This is a genomic window from Nonomuraea sp. NPDC051298, from assembly GCF_055586305.1.
Map to the genome: position 1 here is coordinate 103,986 of NZ_JBVJIM010000013.1, position 16,752 is coordinate 120,737.

Annotated in this window: 15 protein-coding genes; 4 read left to right on the forward strand and 11 right to left on the reverse strand. The window is 71.5% G+C overall.

Annotated elements, in window-relative coordinates; translation table 11 throughout:
- Positions 1-1,332 (reverse strand): extracellular solute-binding protein, encoded by a 1,332-nt coding sequence (locus ACZ6S0_RS32140; protein ID WP_465923051.1) that lies wholly within the window; start codon positions 1,330-1,332, stop codon positions 1-3.
- A 27-nt stretch (positions 1,333-1,359) separates the two neighbouring features.
- The gene (locus ACZ6S0_RS32145; RefSeq protein WP_465923052.1) at positions 1,360-2,556 is read right to left on the reverse strand and encodes an ROK family protein; all 1,197 of its coding nucleotides are present in this window, start codon (positions 2,554-2,556) and stop codon (positions 1,360-1,362) included.
- A 332-nt stretch (positions 2,557-2,888) separates the two neighbouring features.
- Here ACZ6S0_RS32145 and ACZ6S0_RS32150 point away from each other — a divergent pair, with 332 nt between their 5' ends.
- From ACZ6S0_RS32150 to ACZ6S0_RS32165, 4 genes are all read left to right on the forward strand, one after another.
- A complete protein-coding gene (locus tag ACZ6S0_RS32150) occupies positions 2,889-5,081 on the forward strand; it encodes a HelD family protein (RefSeq protein ID WP_465923053.1) in 2,193 nt (730 codons plus the stop codon).
- 548 nt (positions 5,082-5,629) lie between these two features.
- A complete protein-coding gene (gene lnt / locus ACZ6S0_RS32155; protein ID WP_465923054.1) occupies positions 5,630-7,411 on the forward strand; it encodes an apolipoprotein N-acyltransferase in 1,782 nt (593 codons plus the stop codon).
- Positions 7,408-8,160, forward strand: coding sequence for a polyprenol monophosphomannose synthase (locus ACZ6S0_RS32160; protein ID WP_465923055.1), 753 nt, complete (start codon positions 7,408-7,410; stop codon positions 8,158-8,160). Before lnt ends, ACZ6S0_RS32160 begins: the two co-directional genes overlap by 4 nt.
- 205 nt (positions 8,161-8,365) lie before the next feature.
- Entirely contained in the window at positions 8,366-8,854 is a 489-nt protein-coding gene (locus tag ACZ6S0_RS32165; protein WP_465923056.1) for an FxsA family protein, read from the forward strand.
- Positions 8,855-8,996: 142 nt separating this feature from the next.
- Here ACZ6S0_RS32165 and ACZ6S0_RS32170 read toward each other — a convergent pair whose 3' ends face one another.
- From ACZ6S0_RS32170 to ACZ6S0_RS32210, 9 genes are all read right to left on the reverse strand, one after another.
- On the reverse strand, positions 8,997-9,341 hold the full coding sequence (locus tag ACZ6S0_RS32170) for an RNA polymerase-binding protein RbpA (RefSeq protein ID WP_043625492.1): 345 nt from the start codon (positions 9,339-9,341) through the stop codon (positions 8,997-8,999).
- 158 nt (positions 9,342-9,499) lie between these two features.
- Positions 9,500-10,117 carry a hypothetical protein gene (locus tag ACZ6S0_RS32175; protein ID WP_465923057.1) on the reverse strand — a complete coding sequence of 206 codons (618 nt, stop codon included), beginning with the start codon at positions 10,115-10,117 and terminating at the stop codon, positions 9,500-9,502.
- A gap of 192 nt (positions 10,118-10,309) precedes the next feature.
- Positions 10,310-11,743, reverse strand: coding sequence for an MFS transporter (locus ACZ6S0_RS32180; RefSeq protein WP_465923058.1), 1,434 nt, complete (start codon positions 11,741-11,743; stop codon positions 10,310-10,312).
- 78 nt (positions 11,744-11,821) lie between these two features.
- Entirely contained in the window at positions 11,822-12,616 is a 795-nt protein-coding gene (locus ACZ6S0_RS32185) for a glycerophosphodiester phosphodiesterase (RefSeq protein ID WP_465923224.1), read from the reverse strand.
- A gap of 39 nt (positions 12,617-12,655) precedes the next feature.
- Positions 12,656-13,195: a TrmH family RNA methyltransferase gene (locus ACZ6S0_RS32190; protein ID WP_465923059.1), complete on the reverse strand. Its 540-nt coding sequence runs from the start codon at positions 13,193-13,195 to the stop codon at positions 12,656-12,658.
- Positions 13,192-13,782, reverse strand: coding sequence for a class I SAM-dependent methyltransferase (locus tag ACZ6S0_RS32195; RefSeq protein WP_465923060.1), 591 nt, complete (start codon positions 13,780-13,782; stop codon positions 13,192-13,194). Before ACZ6S0_RS32195 ends, ACZ6S0_RS32190 begins: the two co-directional genes overlap by 4 nt.
- 11 nt (positions 13,783-13,793) lie before the next feature.
- Positions 13,794-14,741: a VWA domain-containing protein gene (locus tag ACZ6S0_RS32200; RefSeq protein ID WP_465923061.1), complete on the reverse strand. Its 948-nt coding sequence runs from the start codon at positions 14,739-14,741 to the stop codon at positions 13,794-13,796.
- Positions 14,738-15,673: a DUF58 domain-containing protein gene (locus tag ACZ6S0_RS32205; protein WP_465923062.1), complete on the reverse strand. Its 936-nt coding sequence runs from the start codon at positions 15,671-15,673 to the stop codon at positions 14,738-14,740. The genes ACZ6S0_RS32200 and ACZ6S0_RS32205 overlap by 4 nt, the downstream gene beginning before the upstream one ends.
- A 34-nt stretch (positions 15,674-15,707) precedes the next feature.
- Positions 15,708-16,709: an AAA family ATPase gene (locus ACZ6S0_RS32210; RefSeq protein ID WP_465923063.1), complete on the reverse strand. Its 1,002-nt coding sequence runs from the start codon at positions 16,707-16,709 to the stop codon at positions 15,708-15,710.
- Positions 16,710-16,752 lie beyond the last annotated feature (43 nt).

Genomic DNA, 16,752 nt, shown 5'->3' on the forward strand with positions numbered 1-16,752 from the left:
TCAGCCCCCGGAGAGCTTCAGCTTGTCGTTGATCAGCTTGTCGACGCCCCGCAGCCCGGCGTCCAGGTCCGGCACGTCGCCCTTCTCCCACTTGGCGATGAAGGACGAGAACGCCTCCTGGTTGAAGACGCTGTTGACGCTGGCGGGCAGGGTCGAGGTCTTGGGGTGGGCGAAGATGCCGAGGAAGGTCGCGAAGTTCGCGTCCTTGGCCAGGTCGGGCGAGTCCATCGACGCCTTCGTGGTGGGGACGTTGCGCAGCGCGTTCGACAGCGTCACCAGCGAGCCGGTGTCCATGGTCAGGTGCTTGACCAGCTCCCAGGCGTGCTGCGGATGTTTGGCGCCCTTCGGCACGCCGATCACGGTGCCCGCGGTGAAGCCGCTGCCGTACAGGTCGGGGCTGTCGTCGGCGACGGGCAGGGGAGCGGTGCCGTAGTCGAGGTCCTTCGCCTCATTGGCGATCATGGCGTTGCGCCACTCGCCGTCGAGGACCATGGCCACCTTGCCCTTGTAGAAGGGATGCTCGGCGCTCCACTCGTCGCCCAGGCTCTTGCGGAAGCGTTCGAGCCGGTCGTGGCCGTACCAGTCGACCAGCTCCTTCTGCCAGGTCAGCAGCTTCTTCCAGGCGGGGTCGGAGGCGATGGCCGAGGTGCCGTCGTCGTTGTACCACTTCGCGCCCACCATCGGGCCGAGGTGGCTGGGGCTGTTCTCGTAGTACTGGACGCTCGGGATGAAGCCCGCCACCTCGATCTCGCCGTCGGCGTTCCTGACCGTGAGCTTCTTGGCCAGCGCGGTCAGCTCGCCCAGCGTCTTGGGCGGCTCCTCGCCCTTCATCAGGGCCTTGTTGTAGTAGAGCCCGTACGCGTCGGCCAGCAGCGGCAGCGTGCACTGCCTGCCCTCGAACGCCGTGTACGAGCGCGCCACCGCCGGCAGCACCGACAGGTCCACGCCGTCCTGACCGATCACCGGCGTGAGGTCCTGGAACGATCCCGACCTGCACCATTGGGCCACGTTGTCGGTGGTGAACGAGGCCGCCACGTCGGGCGCCCGGCCACCACGGATCGCCTGGGTGATCTGATCGTCCTGGACGCCCTTGACGGCCTTGACGGTGATCTGCGGGAATTTCCGGTTGAAGCCGGCGATGGCGTCCTCGAACGCCTTGACCTCGGCGTCGGTCGAGAAGCCGTGCCACAGCTCCAGCGTGGCGGCCGGCAGGGCCTGCGAGGCCGACCCTGAGGGTCTGGGCTGGGCGCCGAGCGACGGCCCGGCCTCCCGGTTCGCGGTGCACGCGGTCAGCGCCAGCACGGCGGCGGCCGCCAAGGGGACGAAGCGCACGGGGGGTGCCTCCTGCTCACGATCTGCTCACGACGGAACTGTCGAGCTGAACACCTCGTCGCGGACGGCGGCGAGGGCGAGGTCGAGGGCGCCGGCCAGCACCGGGTTGCCCTCGACGCTGGACAGGCGTACTCGGGGTTGGGGGATGCTGAGCGCGTGCAGCTCGTGTTCGACCAGCTCGCGCAGGGTCTCGCCGCCCGGCAGCACCACGCCGCCGGTCAGCACGATCAGCTCGGGGTCGACGACGGACGTGATGGCGGCCAGGCCCACGGCCAGGCGGGCGGCGATGTCCCGCAGCCCGGCCCTGGCGTCGTCGGCCTTCTGGCCGCCGCCCGCCGCCGCGCGTACGGCGTTGGCGACGGCGTGGCGGAAGTCGGCGCCGCGCACGCCGTACGAGCGCAGCAGCTTCAGCACGACCGTGCCGCCGGTCAGCGCCTGGTAGCCGTGGTTGGCGTAGCGGCCCGACTCGCGGGCGGTCGGCGCGCCCGGGGTCGGCATGTAGCCCACCTCGCCCGCGCCTCCCGTGGCGCCCCGGTGCATGCGCCCGCCCAGCACGATGGCCGCGCCGATGCCCTCGTCGGCCCACAGCAGCACGAAGTCGCGCAGACCGCGCGCCGCGCCGTGCGCCTGCTCGGCCACCGCGGCCAGGTTGACGTTGTTCTCCACGTCGACGGGGACGCCGAGCCCGGCGCTCAGCGCCGGCACCAGGTCGGGCATCTGCCAGCCGGGCACGTCTTTGGCCGCGGCGTAGCCGAGCCGCCCCGTGGACGGGTCGATGGCGGCCTGCACGCCGATCACCACCCGGCGCAGCTTGTCCGGCGGCTGCGTGCCGAGCAGCGCGGCGTTGAGCCGGTCGACCAGCTCCCCGTGGGGCCGGCGCGGCGTCGGCAGCGTGTGCTCCCCGACGACTGTGCCGGTGATGTCGGCCACCCTGGCCTCGATCCGGTCGGGGGTGACGTCGAGCGCGCCCACGTACGCCGCCGCCGGGTTGATCCGGTAGACCTCCGCCGTGCGCCCCGGCAGGCCCTCTCTGACGCCGTCCAGCACGACCAGGCCCGCCTGCTGCAGCCGGGACAGGAGCTGGGAGGCCGTGGGCTTGGACAGCCCCGTGAGCGCGCCGATCTCGGGCCTGGTCAGCGGGCCGCGTTCGAGGAGGGCCTGCAATGCGGCGCGATCATTGATCGCACGTAGCAGACTGGGGGTCCCCGGAACCGGACCGCTCACGGCGTTCTCCTCCAACGAATGGACATCTGGGTTAGGAAAGTTTCCTAACTCTGGACGACCATAAAAAAGCCCGCGGGTGGCGGTCAAGGGGCGAAACCAAGACGTAACCGAACGCGGGAAAGGGGGAAAGTGGATGGGAGTGCATCGACAGGCATGCTAATGTCATCGTTTGTCGTAACAACAAGCAGACTGGCCCGGAGTGTCCCATTAACCACATTAACGGTCAGGCGGCAAGTCGTCAAACGGAGCTCGCGAAAGAGCAGGAGTACGTCTCCCGTCTGTACGACCGCCTCGACACGCTGCGCGAGCGCACCCAGCGGCAGCTCAAGGAAGTGCTGGCCACGGGCGCCGTCGGCACGATGCAGAACCGGTCCGAGCGCGACACGTTCGCCGACATGTACGCCTCCCGCCTCGCCCGGCTCTGGGCGGTCGAGCGCGGCCTGGTTTTCGGACGGCTGGACCACCTCGACGAGGGCCGCCTGTACATCGGCAAGCTCGGCATCACCGACGACGACCAGCTCCGCCTGCTCATCGACTGGCGGGCGCCGGTCGCACAGCCGTTCTACCGGGCCACCCCGGCCGCGCCCATGGGCGTGACCAGGCGCCGCCACCTGCAGACCAAGGGCCGCGGCGTGATCGGCGTCGACGACGACCTGCTCGACCTCGACTCGCTCACCGACGACGACCGCGCCACGCTCAACGGCGAGGCCGCGCTGCTGGCCGCGCTCGACGAGCGGCGCACCGGCCGCATGCGCGACATCGTCGCCACCATCCAGGCCGAGCAGGACCGCGTCATCCGCAGCGACCTCAACGGCGTGCTGGTCGTGCAGGGCGGCCCCGGCACCGGCAAGACCGTCGTGGCCCTGCACCGCGCCGCGTACCTCCTCTACACCCACCGCGAGCGCCTGGAGCGGCGCGGCGTGCTCATCCTCGGGCCCAACCTCACCTTCCTGCGCTACATCGAGCAGGTGCTGCCCTCGCTCGGCGAGACCGACGTGCTGCTGTCCACGGTCGGGGAGCTGTACCCCGGCGTGACCGCCACCGTCAGGGAGCGTCCCGAGGTCGCCGCGCTCAAGGGCGACCTGCGCATGGCCGACGTGCTCGCCAGAGCCGTACGCGACCGGCAGAAGGTGCCGCGCCACCCCATCGAGCTGACCGTGGGCCGCATCACGCTCACCCTCGACCGGGCCATGCTGGAGACCGCCAGGAACAAGGCGGCCCGCTCGCGCCGCCCGCACAACCAGGCCCGCGCCGTGTTCGTCCGGTCCCTGCTCAACGGGCTGGCCAGGCAACAGGCCCGCAAGATCGGCAAGGGGCTCATCGACGAGGAGGAGCTGGGCGACCTGCGGGAGGAGCTGCGTACCGAGCCGGTGGTCAAGTCCGCGCTCAACCGGCTGTGGCCGTACCTGACGCCGCAGCGCCTCCTGCTGGGGCTGTACAGCTCCCCCGAGCGGCTCGGCCACGCCGCCGCCGCGTTCACCCCCGAGGAGCGCCGGCTCCTGCGCCGCGACGGAGGGGAGTGGACCGAGTCCGACGTGCCGCTGCTCGACGAGGCCGCCGAGCTGCTCGGCGACATCGACGAGCAGGTGCTGCGCGCCAGCGCGCTGCAGGCCGAGGAGGAGCTGGCCGCCGCCCGGCAGGCGGAGGAGAGCGAGCGCGAGGCCGAGCTGGCCTACGCCCGCGAGGTGCTGGAGCTGACCGGCCTGTCCGACGTCATGGAGGCAGAACGCCTGGCCGAGCGGCAGCGCGGCGGCGGCCCCTACCTCACCACCGCCGAACGCGCCGCCGCCGACCGCACCTGGGCCTACGGGCACGTGATCGTGGACGAGGCGCAGGAGCTGTCGCCGATGGCGTGGCGGGCCGTCATGCGGCGCTGCCCGACCCGGTCGATGACGATCGTCGGCGACATCGCCCAGACCGGCTCGGCCGCCGGGGCCCGCTCGTGGGCGGAGGTGCTCGACCCGTACGTGGCCGGGCGCTGGCGGCATGAGCGGCTGACCGTCAACTACCGCACGCCGGTGGAGCTGATGGCGGTGGCGGCCCGCGTCCTGGCCACCATCGACCCGGCGCTGGAGGCCCCCACGTCCGTGCGCGAGCTGGGGGTGCAGCCGTGGTCGGCGCCGCTGCCCGCGCTGTCCGAGCTGGCCAAGGCGGAGGCGGGGGAGGGCGGGAAAGTCGCCGTGGTGGTCCCCGACGAGCTGCTGACCGCGCTCGGGGCCGAGCTGGCCGCCACCGTGTCCGGCGCCGTCGTCGTCGAGCCCGGGGCCGGCCGGGCCAGGGGGGCCGAGGCGCTGGACGCCCCCGTCACCGTCATGGGGGTGGCGGACGCCAAGGGGCTGGAGTTCGACTCGGTCATCGTCGCCGAGCCAGACCTCATCGCCGCCCAGTCGCCGCGCGGGCCGAGTGACCTCTACGTCGCGCTCACGCGTGCGACACAGCGGCTGGGGGTCGTTCACGAACGGCCGCTCTCACCGGCTTTGCGGGGCTTGCCAAGCCGGTCCACGAGCACCGCTAATGGGCTTTGACCGGCTTTGGAGGCACCGGCCAAACATGTCCTACCTGCGAAAACTTGATGTTTCTGCTGATCGGGACACGGTTGACATCTGAGGTGGAGTCGGTAGTTTGCTGCGCAGTCCAGCACGGGACTTGGCCGGTTGGCCGTCTCTGACATCGTCGGATCCTGCGTCCGTGACGGAGCGTGACTCCGTCCACACAGCCAGGTGCAGGGCCGTCGGTCCGTCGAGTCGGGGCACCCCAACCGGGCGGGGGGTTGGACCCGGGACGGGCCCGGCAGCCCAGTAGACAACGGAATTCCGCGCTCGCCGCCGACGAGACGGGTCCGGTCCGAAGGGTTTCCGGGCCCTCTTCCCGCTCTCGTGCGCAGGGCTGCCCTTGCGCCGGGTGGTCCCGCTCACTCGCGGGATCACCCTGCCGGCCCCTCCTTCTCGTGTCACTCGCGGCCCGGCAGGGGGCGACGTTCCGATCTTTCCTGGGCCGCGTCGGCCTGAGCGCGGTCCGGGGGCGGTAGCGTTTTCGCAAGCAGGCTTTTGCGAGGTGGCGAGGAGACCCCGGAGTGGTTCAGGACCGAACGAGCCTTCCGCCCACGACCGGGCGGGGCCCCGCGCACGAACCCGCCCAGGGGGAGGCGCCCCCACCCGTGCCCGACAAGGCCGCCACCCCGCCGCAGGCCCCCTCCGAGCCCGGCACCACGCCTGCGCCCGAGCCCGGTGCCGCGCCCGAGCCCGACGGCATGCCCGAGTCTGACGCCACGCCCGCGCCTGGCGGCGTCCCCGCTGCCGATGGCGGTGGTGCCGGTGAGGGCGGGGCGCGTGAGGTCGCCGAGGCGCGGTGGGTGACGGCGGTCAGGGTCGTGGCGGCCGTCGTCGGCGGGCTGGCGCTCTTCACCGCCTTCCCGCCGCTCGACTGGTGGCTGTGCGCCCCCCTGGGCATCGGCCTCATCGCGGGCTCGCTCCACCGCGCCCGCCCCAGGCGGGCCGCCTGGCTCGGCTACCTGGCGGGCGCGGTGTTCCTGCTGCCCACCGTCGCCTGGGTGCGCACGATCGGCGACGACGTCTGGCTCATGCTGGTGGGCACCGAGAGCCTCTTCTACGCCGCCATGGCCGTCCTGGCCTCCTACGCGGGCCGGCTGCCCGCCTGGCCCCTGTGGTTCGGCGGCCTGTGGGTGCTCATGGAGTGGGCCCGCGGCCTGGTGCCCATCGGCGGGTTCCCGTGGGCGCGGGCCGGGTTCAGCCAGGGCGAGTCGATGTTCACCTCCTACGCCGCGCTGGGCGGGGTGCCGCTGGTGTCGTTCGCCGTCGCGCTGTGCGGCGCGCTCCTGGCCCACGTGGTGCTGAGCGGGCGGGCCACGGTGGCGCGCAGGGCCGTCCCGCTGGCCCTGGCGCTGGCCGTGCCCGTGCTGGGCGTGATGATCCCGAGGCCGGGCGACGAGGGCCGTACGGTCAACATCGGCATCGTGCAGGGCAACGTCCCCGGCGAGGGCATGTACGCGCTCGGCGACGAGCCCGCCGTCGTCCTCAGGAACCACGCCAACGAGACCAAGCGCCTGGCCCAGGCCGTACGCGACGGCAAGCTGCCCAAGCCCGACCTGGTCGTCCTGCCGGAGAATTCCACCGACATCGACCCCTACCGCGACGAGACCGCCCGCCGGATCATCCATGACTCGGTCCAGGACGTCGGCGTGCCCACGCTCGTCGGGGCCGTGGTCGCGATCGGCGACGAGCACCGGGCCACCCGCAGCCTCGTGTGGGACCCGGTCACCGGCGCCGGCGACTACTACGACAAGCAACACCTGGTGCCGTTCGGGGAGTACACGCCGTTCAAGGAGATCGTGCTGGCCCTGTGGGAGCGGGCGAGCCTGGTCGGCAGGCAGTCGATCGCGGGCGACCGGCCGGGCGACCTGAAGATGGGGCCGGTCACGGTCGGCGCGGTCAACTGCTACGAGGTCGCCTACGACGACACCGTACGCGGCACCGTGCGCGCCGGCGGCACCCCCCTTGTCGTACAGACCAACAACGCCTCCTACGCCCTGTCCAACCTTCCGCCCCAGCAACTGGCCATGTCGAAGCTGCGCGCCGTCGAGCACAACCGGGCCGTCGTGACCGCCGCGACCACCGGTATCTCGGCATATGTCACGCCTGACGGTAAGGTCTCCTGGCAGACCCGCGAGCGTGTCGCTGACATGAACGTGGTCAAGGTGCCCGTACGCACTCAGGAAACGCTTGCCACCAGGGTGGGCGCGCTTCCCGAGTGGGCATTGATGGTGATGGGAGCGGCGGCGGCAGGAGTCGCCGCGTGGCGCGGCAGGCGGCGTGGCGATCGGATGAGGAACGGATGATGGAGACTCTCGGACGGGTGCTCGTCGTCGTGCCGACCTACAACGAGCGTGACAACCTGGCGGCGATCGTCGAACGGGTGCGCGCGGCCGTGCCCGACGCCCACGTGCTCGTGGCCGACGACAATAGCCCAGACGGCACCGGGGAGGTCGCCGACGCGCTCGCCGCCGGCGACGACCAGGTGCACGTCCTGCACCGGCCGGGCAAGCAGGGCCTGGGCGCCGCCTACATCGCCGGGTTCCGCTGGGGGCTGGGGGAGGGCTTCGACGTCCTGGTCGAGATGGACGCCGACGGGTCCCACCAGCCCGAGGAGCTGCCGAAGCTGCTGGAGGCGCTGGCCGAGGGCGCCGATCTGGCCATCGGCTCGCGTTACGTGCCCGGCGGCAAGGTCGTCAACTGGCCGCAGCGGCGTGAGCTGCTGTCCAAGGGCGCCAACATCTACACCCGGGTCATGCTCGGGCTGCCCGTGCGCGACGCGACCGCCGGTTTCCGCGCCTACCGGGCCGCCACGCTGGAGAAGGTCGGGCTGTCGGGGGTCGAGTCGCAGGGCTACTGCTTCCAGGTCGACCTGACCCTGCGTACGTCGCGGCACGGGCTGCGGGTGGTGGAGGTGCCGATCACGTTCGTGGAGCGGACGGTCGGCAAGAGCAAGATGAGCGGCAAGGTCATGTCCGAGGCGTTGTGGCGGATCGGGATGTGGGGCGTCACCGGCCTGCCCAAGCGCCTCAAGGGCTCGCCGCCCCGCGACTGACGAGGGGCTGAGGGTCGCCCCCCGCGACCGGTGCGCGGCCCTCTCAGGGGCTCAGGGGCACGCCGCCCCGGCGGAAGTCCTCCTGCCGGGCGCGCCCGGGGATGCGCGAAATGGCGACATGCGTGGAACGCCCGGCGGATCCCGGGCGTTGTTCTGGCTGTAACGCGGTTCTGGCTGTAACGCGCGCGTGCGAAACGAGGAAACGATGCGGCTCCTGCTGTTCCTGGCGTTCCTGCTGGTCCCGGTTCTGGAGATCTGGCTGCTGATCCAGGTCGGGTCGGTGATCGGCGCGCCGTCCACTGTCGCGCTGCTCGTCGCCGACAGCCTCCTGGGGGCCTGGCTGGTGCGGCGCGAGGGCCGACGGGCCTGGCGGGCGCTGCAGGAGACGCTTCAGTCGGGCCGCATGCCCGAGCGCGAGCTGGCCGACGGCGGCATCATCCTGGTGGGCGGCACCCTGTTGCTGACGCCGGGCTTCTTCACCGACGTCTTCGGCTTTCTGTGCCTGATCCCGTTCACCAGGCCGATGATGCGCCGCCTGGGTTCCTGGTTCTTCAAGCGGCGGATGAAGCGGATGGCCGCCGCCTCCCCCTACGCGAACCTCTTCCCGCCGACCCCCGGCTTCCCCGGCGCCGACGCGCCCCAGGGCGGCCGGGTGGTGCACGGCGAGGTCATCAGGGACGACCGCGACTCCTAGACGTTCACCGGCCGCCTCCGGGCGCTCTGCGCGGCCCCTGCGGGCTCGTGGGGACGCTGTGGGGCCGCTGAGGGGCACGTGACGGCGCGCACAGCAGAAACCCCCGGGCACCGGGTGCCCGGGGGTTCACCGTGACAGGAGGTCAGGCGCTCTTACGACGCTGGGCCCGCAGGACCGCGAGCCGCTCGTTGAGCACCTCCTCTAGGTCTTCGATGGACCGCCGTTCCAGAAGCATGTCCCAGTGTGTCCGCGGGGGCTTGGTCTTCTTCGACTCCGGCTGCTCGCCGTCGACCCGCACCGCCGTCGCACCGCACATGCGGCACTCCCAGGTGGCGGGGATCTCAGCCTCGGCGGCAAGCGGAACCTCGAAACGATGACCCTTAGGACAGGTGTAGGACACCTCCTGGCGCGGGGCCAGATCCGTGTTACGGTCGTTCTCGTAGCTGGTTGCCCCGAGCCGGGTGCCACGAAGCGCGCGCTCGCCCATGTCTCAATGCCTCCTACAGGGCCCCCTTGCGTGGGGGGTCTGTCTCCCACGGTGTCTAACGCTTGGTACCGTGATGGGATTCCCACCCGCGGGGTGATCCAATCGCGCTTGGGGCCTCGGTTCTTCACATGTTCGCCGACCAGGCCCGTGTACTGCGCTTATGCGGTGCCGCCGACTCGACGATCTGCCGCCCGCCACAGCACGGCCGCCGCCCAGAGGCCGCCGATCATGATGAGGGCGCCGTGTACGACGCGTAGCGGATAGGGCCCGAAGAACTGCGGGATGAACAGCGCGAACCCCAGCGCCAGCGGCGTTCCGCTCCACTTCGGCAGCCGGTCGGAGCGCCAGATCGACACCGCCGCCATGATCGCGCCGACGGCCAGCAGCACCAGCCCGGCGGCGAACATGGTGGCCGGGACGAGCCCGAACCTGAACTCCGCGGCCAGTTCCATCAGCGCGGGCGCACCGTCACGCAGGGAGCGCCGGGCGATGACGTACAGGCCGAAGTCCTCGGCCCCGTAGTACGGCAGCGTCAGGCCCGCGCCGATCCAGGTCACCACGGCGGCCCGCAGCGAGAGCCGGTCGCCGAGCACCTGGTGCAGCCCGAGCACGGCCAGCCCGAGCAGGACGAACCCCAGCATGGCGGCGGCGTGCCCGGCGACCCAGCCGGTGGAGGCCACGGCCGCCGCGTCGTCGCCGGAGGGGCGCAGGGCGGGATAGAGGAGGAAGAGGACGCCGCCGCCGGCGAAGGCGGCGGAGGTGAGCCGGGAGGCCATCAGTGCTCCTTGAAGAGGGCGTTGCTCTATTGCGTGAGCAATGCTCTCGTCATAGTGCGTCGATGTCAAGAGCGGTGCTCTCACTTTGGATGGGTGGTCACTCCCTGCGTCGGGCGGGCGCGGGCCGGAGACGGGCCTGGGCCCCCACGATGCTCGTGAGGGCCCAGGTCCGGCAGGGTTCTTCCGCGGGGGTCAGACGCGCTCGGGCACCTCGTTGCCGGCCGCGCGGATGGCCTTGGGCAGGTTGGTCAGGGCGAGGAGCACGAACCCGATCACGAAGAAGATCACCATGGACATGATGGCGATGCGGTAGCTGTTGGTTTGGTTCAGCGCGATCGTGACCGTCAGCGAGCCGATGAACGCCGAGCCCTTGTCGCTGATCTGCAGCAGGCCGAAGTATTCGGCCTCGCGCCCCTTCGGGATCACCTGGGAGAACAGCGAGCGCGACAACGCCTGCGTGCCGCCCAGCACGATCGCGATCGCGAACGCCATGAGGTAGAACTGCAGCGCCTGCCCCTCGGCGATGAACATGGCCATCGCCACGATCGCCGTCCACAGCACCAGGCTCGCCAGCACCGTCCGCTTCGTCCCGAGCCGGCGGGCCAGCCACCCCAGCAGCAGCGCCCCGAAGAACGCCACGAACTGCACCATCAGGATCGCCGTGATCTGCACCGTCTGCTCCAGCTTGAGCGCCTCGGAGGCGAACGCGGCGCTGTTGCCGATGACGGTCTGCACGCCGTCGTTGTAGACCAGGTACGCCACCAGGAACAGCAGCGTCAGCGGGTAGCGCCGCAGCTCGGACAGCGTACGGCCGAGCTGGCGGAAGCTGCCCCCGACCGCGCGCACCGCCGTGCCCTCGTGGGCCGGCACCCGCCGGTTGCGCAGCCGCAGCAGCGGGATGATCGTGAACGTGGCCCACCACAGGCCCGCCGACATCATGCAGATGCGCACCGCCATGCCCTCGGTCAGGCCCAGGCTCTCGTGCTGGAGGAAGAGCACCAGGTTGAGTGCCAGCAGCAGGCCGCCGCCGAGGTAGCCGATGGCCCAGCCGCGCGAGGAGACGCCGTCGCGTTCCGCGGCGGTGGAGATCTGCGGCAGGAACGAGTCGTAGACCACGACCGAGGAGCCGTAGGCCAGGTTGGCCAGCACGAACAGGACCCCGCCCAGCATGTAGCGGTCGCCCTCGACGAAGAAGAGCCCCATCGTGGCCAGCGCTCCGACGTAGGCGAAGCCGCCGAGCAGCTCCCGCTTGCGACCGGTGTGGTCGGCCAGCGCGCCCACGATCGGCAGGAACACGATCTGCAGGAACACCGCGACCGTGGTGATCAGCCCGAAGAACGCGACCGGGCGGATGTCGGCGCCCAGCACGTCGACGTAGCCGAGCCCGGGGTTGGCCTCGGCCAGCTTGTCGAAGGTCTCCACGCACGTGGCGGAGGCCACGGCGGGGAAGTCCTTCGCGCAGGCGGCGGTCTTGGCGACCGGGATCAGGTACGGGCCGAGGAAGACCGAGATGACCGTGGTGTAGAAGGCGGAGTTGGCCCAGTCGTAGAAGTACCACCCGCGCTGCTCGCGGCGGCGCGCTGCGGGGGAGTCGTCGAGGGCCGCGGGGGGCGCGGGTGCGGGCATGGTGTCGGGTCGCTCCTCTGCGGCGGGGGGCCGGGGGTCTCTATGAACTACGGCGGTGTCGTGCGGTGCTGCGAGGTGTCAGGCGGCCAGGCCCGGATGCCACAGGCCGCGCCGCTCGAGCACGTCGCGCAGGCCGATGAGGTTGTCGGTCATGATGCCGTCGACGCCCAGGTCGATCAGGTGCTCCATGCGCTCCGGGTCGTTGATCGTCCACACGTGCACCTGCATGCCGATGGCGTGCGCCGTACGGACCAGGCGCCGGGTGGTGACGCGCAGCCCGCGGAAGCCCACCGGCACCTGCGCGCACGGGACCCCGGCCTGTGACAGGCGGGTCAGCAGGCGGCCGTAGCCGGAGGTGGCGGCGGCGGCCCGCAGCAGCGCCACGCCGCGCGGCCCGAGCGCCGAGCACACCTCCCTGCCCATCGCCCTCCTGGCCGCGGCCAGGCGCTCGTCGGAGAAGGAGGTCAGGCAGACGCGGTCGTAGGCGTCGGTCCGCCGGATCGCCTCGGCCAGCGGGGCGATGGCCGCGCTCTCCTTGACGTCGATGTTGAAGCGGACCCGCGGCCAGGTGCCGAGCAGGTCCTCCAGCAGCGGGATCTCGTGCACCCCGCCGATGCGGGCCTGCCGGACCGCCCGGTACGGCAGCTCGGAGATGCGGCCGCGCTGGTCGGTCACGCGGTCGAGCGTGTGGTCGTGGAAGGCCAGCAGCACGCCGTCGGAGGTGGCGTGCGCGTCGGTCTCCAGGTAGGTGTAGCCGAGCGCGACCGCCCGTTCGAACGCGGCGACGGAGTTCTCCGCGCCCTCGACCGCCCCTCCCCGGTGCGCGAAGGCCAGCGGGACCGGATGGTCGAGGAAGGGGAATCGGCGGCTCAGCACGTCCAGAAGTATGCCCTTCTCTGATGAACGGTGCGGTTACGAATCGGCGAGATTCTGCCATTCCTGGCGTCGCGCCTCGGCCAGCGCGATGGCCGCCGCGACCGCGACGTTGAACGAGCCCACCCGCCCCACCTGCGGGATGTAGCAGGCGCCGTCGACGGCGTCGAGCAGGGCGGGGGAGCAGCCGTGGTCCTCGCTGCCGACCACCAGGCACACGTCGCGGCCGAGGTCGGCCCGGTGCAGCGGCACCGCCTCTGCGGTCAGCTCGATGGCCAGCACCGTGAACCCCGCCTCCCTGGCGGCCTTGACCGCCTCGGTGGCGGGAACGCCCTCGTGCCAGGTGACCAGCCGCTCGGTGCCCAGCGCCGTCTTGCCGGCCTTGGGGTTGGTGGGCGGGGTGGCGTTGCCCGCCAGCCAGATCTGGTCGACGCCGAACGCCGCCGCGCTGCGGAAGATCGAGCCGATGTTGAACGGCCCGGTGACCGACTCGATGATCAGGCCCAGCCGGTTCTGGGTGTTCCTGCGCCAGGTGCGGTTGAGCCGCTTGACGTCGGTGGGGCGCAGTTGCCTTCTCATCGGGTCACCTTCAGTACGCGGTAGGCGGCCCGGCCGGCCTCGCGGGAGACCTGCCAGCCCTGCTCGCCGAGCCAGCGCTGCAGGGAGTCGGAGCCGAGGTGTTTCTGGACGACCAGGTAGGCGACGCCGTCGGGGGTCAGCCGGGTGAGCCACCTGGTGAGCATCTCGTGCAGCGCCTGCTTCCCGATCCGGATCGCAGGGTTGGACCAGATGGCTTGAAATCTCACGTCATCCGGCATTTCGTCGACATGCACTGATTTTACTTTGTAAAGGCGCGCGGCCTGGGCGTTGCGCTCGGTCAGCTCCAGGCTGCGCCTGTTCACGTCGACGGCCCACACGGTCGCCCCGGGCGCCCGCGCGGCCATGGTCAGCGCGATCGGCCCGTAGCCGCAGCCCAGGTCGAGCAGGTCGCCCTCCTGCGGCGGCGGCGGAACGCTCTCCAGCAGCACCCGCGTGCCGGTGTCGACCCGCTCGGGGGAGAACACCCCGCTGTCGGTCTCCAGCCGCAGGTGCAGGTCGGGCAGGACCAGATCGACGGATCCCGGCCTGCTCGCGGTCTTGGGCTGCTCGGAGAAGTAGTGGGCCACGTCGCCAAACGTTACGGGATCCGCGAACCGAACAGGACCGCCGCGCCCGCCACCAGCAGCCCGGCCAGGATGGCGGCCACGATGAACCACTGGGTGATCTCCTGGCTGACCAGCTTGTAGCCGAGCGAGGTGCCGATCTGCTCGTAGACCTCGCGCAGCTCGCTGCCGGACTCGGCGGCGTAGGCGCGGCCGCTGGTGCCGTCGGAGAGCGACTGGAGCGTCTGCTTGTTGACCGGGACGTTCACGGGCCTGCCGTCGATGTCGACGGTGCCCTCCTGGGTGCCGTACGCGATGGTGGAGACGGGTACGCGGGCCTGCTGGGCGGCCTCGATGGCCTCGTTGACGGACCGGCCCGAGGTGTTGTCGCCGTCGGACAGCAGCACGATCGCGGACGGCGGCGGGTCGGTGGCGGCCTGCTGGTCGAAGGAGCGCACCGACTCCAGCGCGTTGAAGACGGCCTCGCCGATGGCGGTGCCGGGGCGGGTGGCGAGGTTGCCGATGGCGGTGACGACGGCCTCGTGGTCGGTGGTGGGGGAGATGACGACGTTGGCCGAGCGGGCGAAGGAGACCACGCCGACGTTGAAGCGGTCGGGCAGCTCGCGGGCGAACGCCTGGGCGGCGGCCTTGGCGGCGCTGATGCGGTCGGGCTGGACGTCGTCGGCCTCCATGGACAGGGAGACGTCGAGGGCGATCATGATGGTGGCGCGGTCGCGGGGGACGCGTACCTGGTCGGCGGGTTTGGCGGCGCCGACGACGAGGAGCGACATCATGACGAGGAAGAGCGCGGGGGCCACGTGGCGGCGCCAGCCGGGGCCCTCGGGGGCGACGAGGTTGAGCAGGGGGAGGTTGGTGAAGCGCACGGTGTAGCGGCGGCGGGCGAACATGGCGGCGATGTAGCCGGCCACGAGCAGCAGCACCAGCGCGGACAACCACAGCCAGCCGGGGGCGAGAAAGGTCATGCGGTCGGTCTCCTGTGCGCGAGGTGGCTCATGCGGCGCTGGCGGAGAACGAACTGCGCGACGTCGAACACCCAGTCGCGGTCGGTACGCAGGACGAGGTGGCCGACGCCGGCGCGGCGCAGGGCCAGGCGGGTGCCCTCGCGCTGGAGGGCGGCGGCCTCCGCGTACGCTTGCCGTACTTTGGGTGAGAGGTGCACTTCGCGTACCTTCCCGGTCTCGGGGTCGGCGAACGCGACGCGGCCCACGTCGGGGAGTTCGAGCTCGCGGGGGTCGATGATCTCGACGGCCAGCACCTGGTGGCGGGAGGCCAGGCGTCTGATGGGGCGCTCCCAGGGGCGTTCTGCGTCGGGGTCGAGGTCGGGGTGGGCGTCGAGGAAGTCGGAGACGATCACGCGCACGCCGCGCCGCCTGCGGGTGGCCGCCAGGATGTCGATGCCCTCGGCCAGGTCGGGCGGGTCGGGCACGACGCTGCCGCGCGGGGCGTCCATGAGGGAGTGGAGCAGGCCGTAGAGCGCGGGGCGGCCGGTGCGGGCGGGCATGCGGTGCACGTACTCGTCGTGCAGGACCAGCGCGCCGAAGCGGTCGCCCAAGCGGCTGGACAGGAACCCGATGGCGCCGACGGCGGCCACCACCAGGTCGCGTTTGTCGGTGTCGGCGGTGCCGAAGTCCATGCTGGGCGACAGGTCGGCCAGGGCCCAGGTCTCGAGTTCGCGGTCGGCGATGAGGTCGCGTACGTGGGGGACGGTCGTGCGGGCGGTGACCGCCCAGTCCATGCGGCGCACGTCGTCCTCGCCGGGGACGTAGACGCGGCTGTCGCCGGCCTCGCTGCCGGGGCCGGGCAGCAGCCCCTTGTGCGCGCCGTGCAGCAGGCCGTCGAGGCGGCGGGTGACGGTCAGCTCCAGGCGGCGCAGGGCCTGCTCGGCGGTGCTCATCGGCGGCTCGGCGGGCCGGGCCGGCTGCGGGCGCTCAACGGCCCTGGTTCCAGACCACGAGGGGCGGGGGGACGGCGTGCAGGATCTGCCTGACGACGTCCTCGGGGTCGACGCCGTCGGCGAGGGCGTCGAAGGTGAGCATCAGCCGGTGGGACATGACGTCCACGGCGACGTCGCGTACGTCGTCGGGCAGCAGGTAGTCGCGGCCGCGCAGCAGGGCCAGGGCGCGTCCGGCCGCGACCAGGCCCAGGGTGGCGCGGGGGCTGACGCCGATCTCGACGGTCTCGGCGAGGTCGGTCAGGCCGTATTCGGCGGGGCTGCGGGTGGACATGACGAGCCGTACGACGTAGTCGGCGACGAGCTGGTGCACCGAGACCTCTTCCGCGGCCTTCTGCAGGGTGAGCAGCCTGCCGGGGTCGAGCACCCGCTCGGGCACCGGCGGGGTGACGCTCATGCGGTGCAGGATCTCCAGCTCCTCGTGGGCGCTGGGGTGGGGGACGCGTACGCGGAACAGGAAGCGGTCGCGCTGCACCTCGGGCAGTGGGTAGACGCCCTCGGACTCGATGGGGTTCTGGGTGGCCAGCACGATGAACGGCTTGGGCAGGGGATGGGTGACCCCGGCCAGGGTGACCTGGCGCTCGGCCATCACCTCCAGCAGCGCGGACTGGACCTTGGCGGGGGCCCGGTTGATCTCGTCGGCCAGCAGGAAGTTGACGAAGACGGGACCCAGCTCGACGTCGAACTTCTCGTTGGAGGGGTGGAAGACGCGGGTGCCGACGATGTCGCTCGGCACGAGGTCGGGGGTGAACTGGATGCGGGCGAAGGTTCCGCCCACGACCGTGGCCAGGGTGGAGGCGGCGAGGGTCTTGGCGACGCCGGGGACTCCCTCGAGCAGGCAGTGCCCGCGTGCCAGCAGGGCCACGATGAGCCTTTCGACCATGTGGTCCTGGCCGACGATGACACGCCGGACCTCGTCGAGACTCTGACGCAGCAGTGCCGCGTCGTTTCCGTCTGGCAGCTCTTCGGCGACGCTCATGACGCCATTCCACCAAACGCGCCGCAAACGTGCACGACGCCAC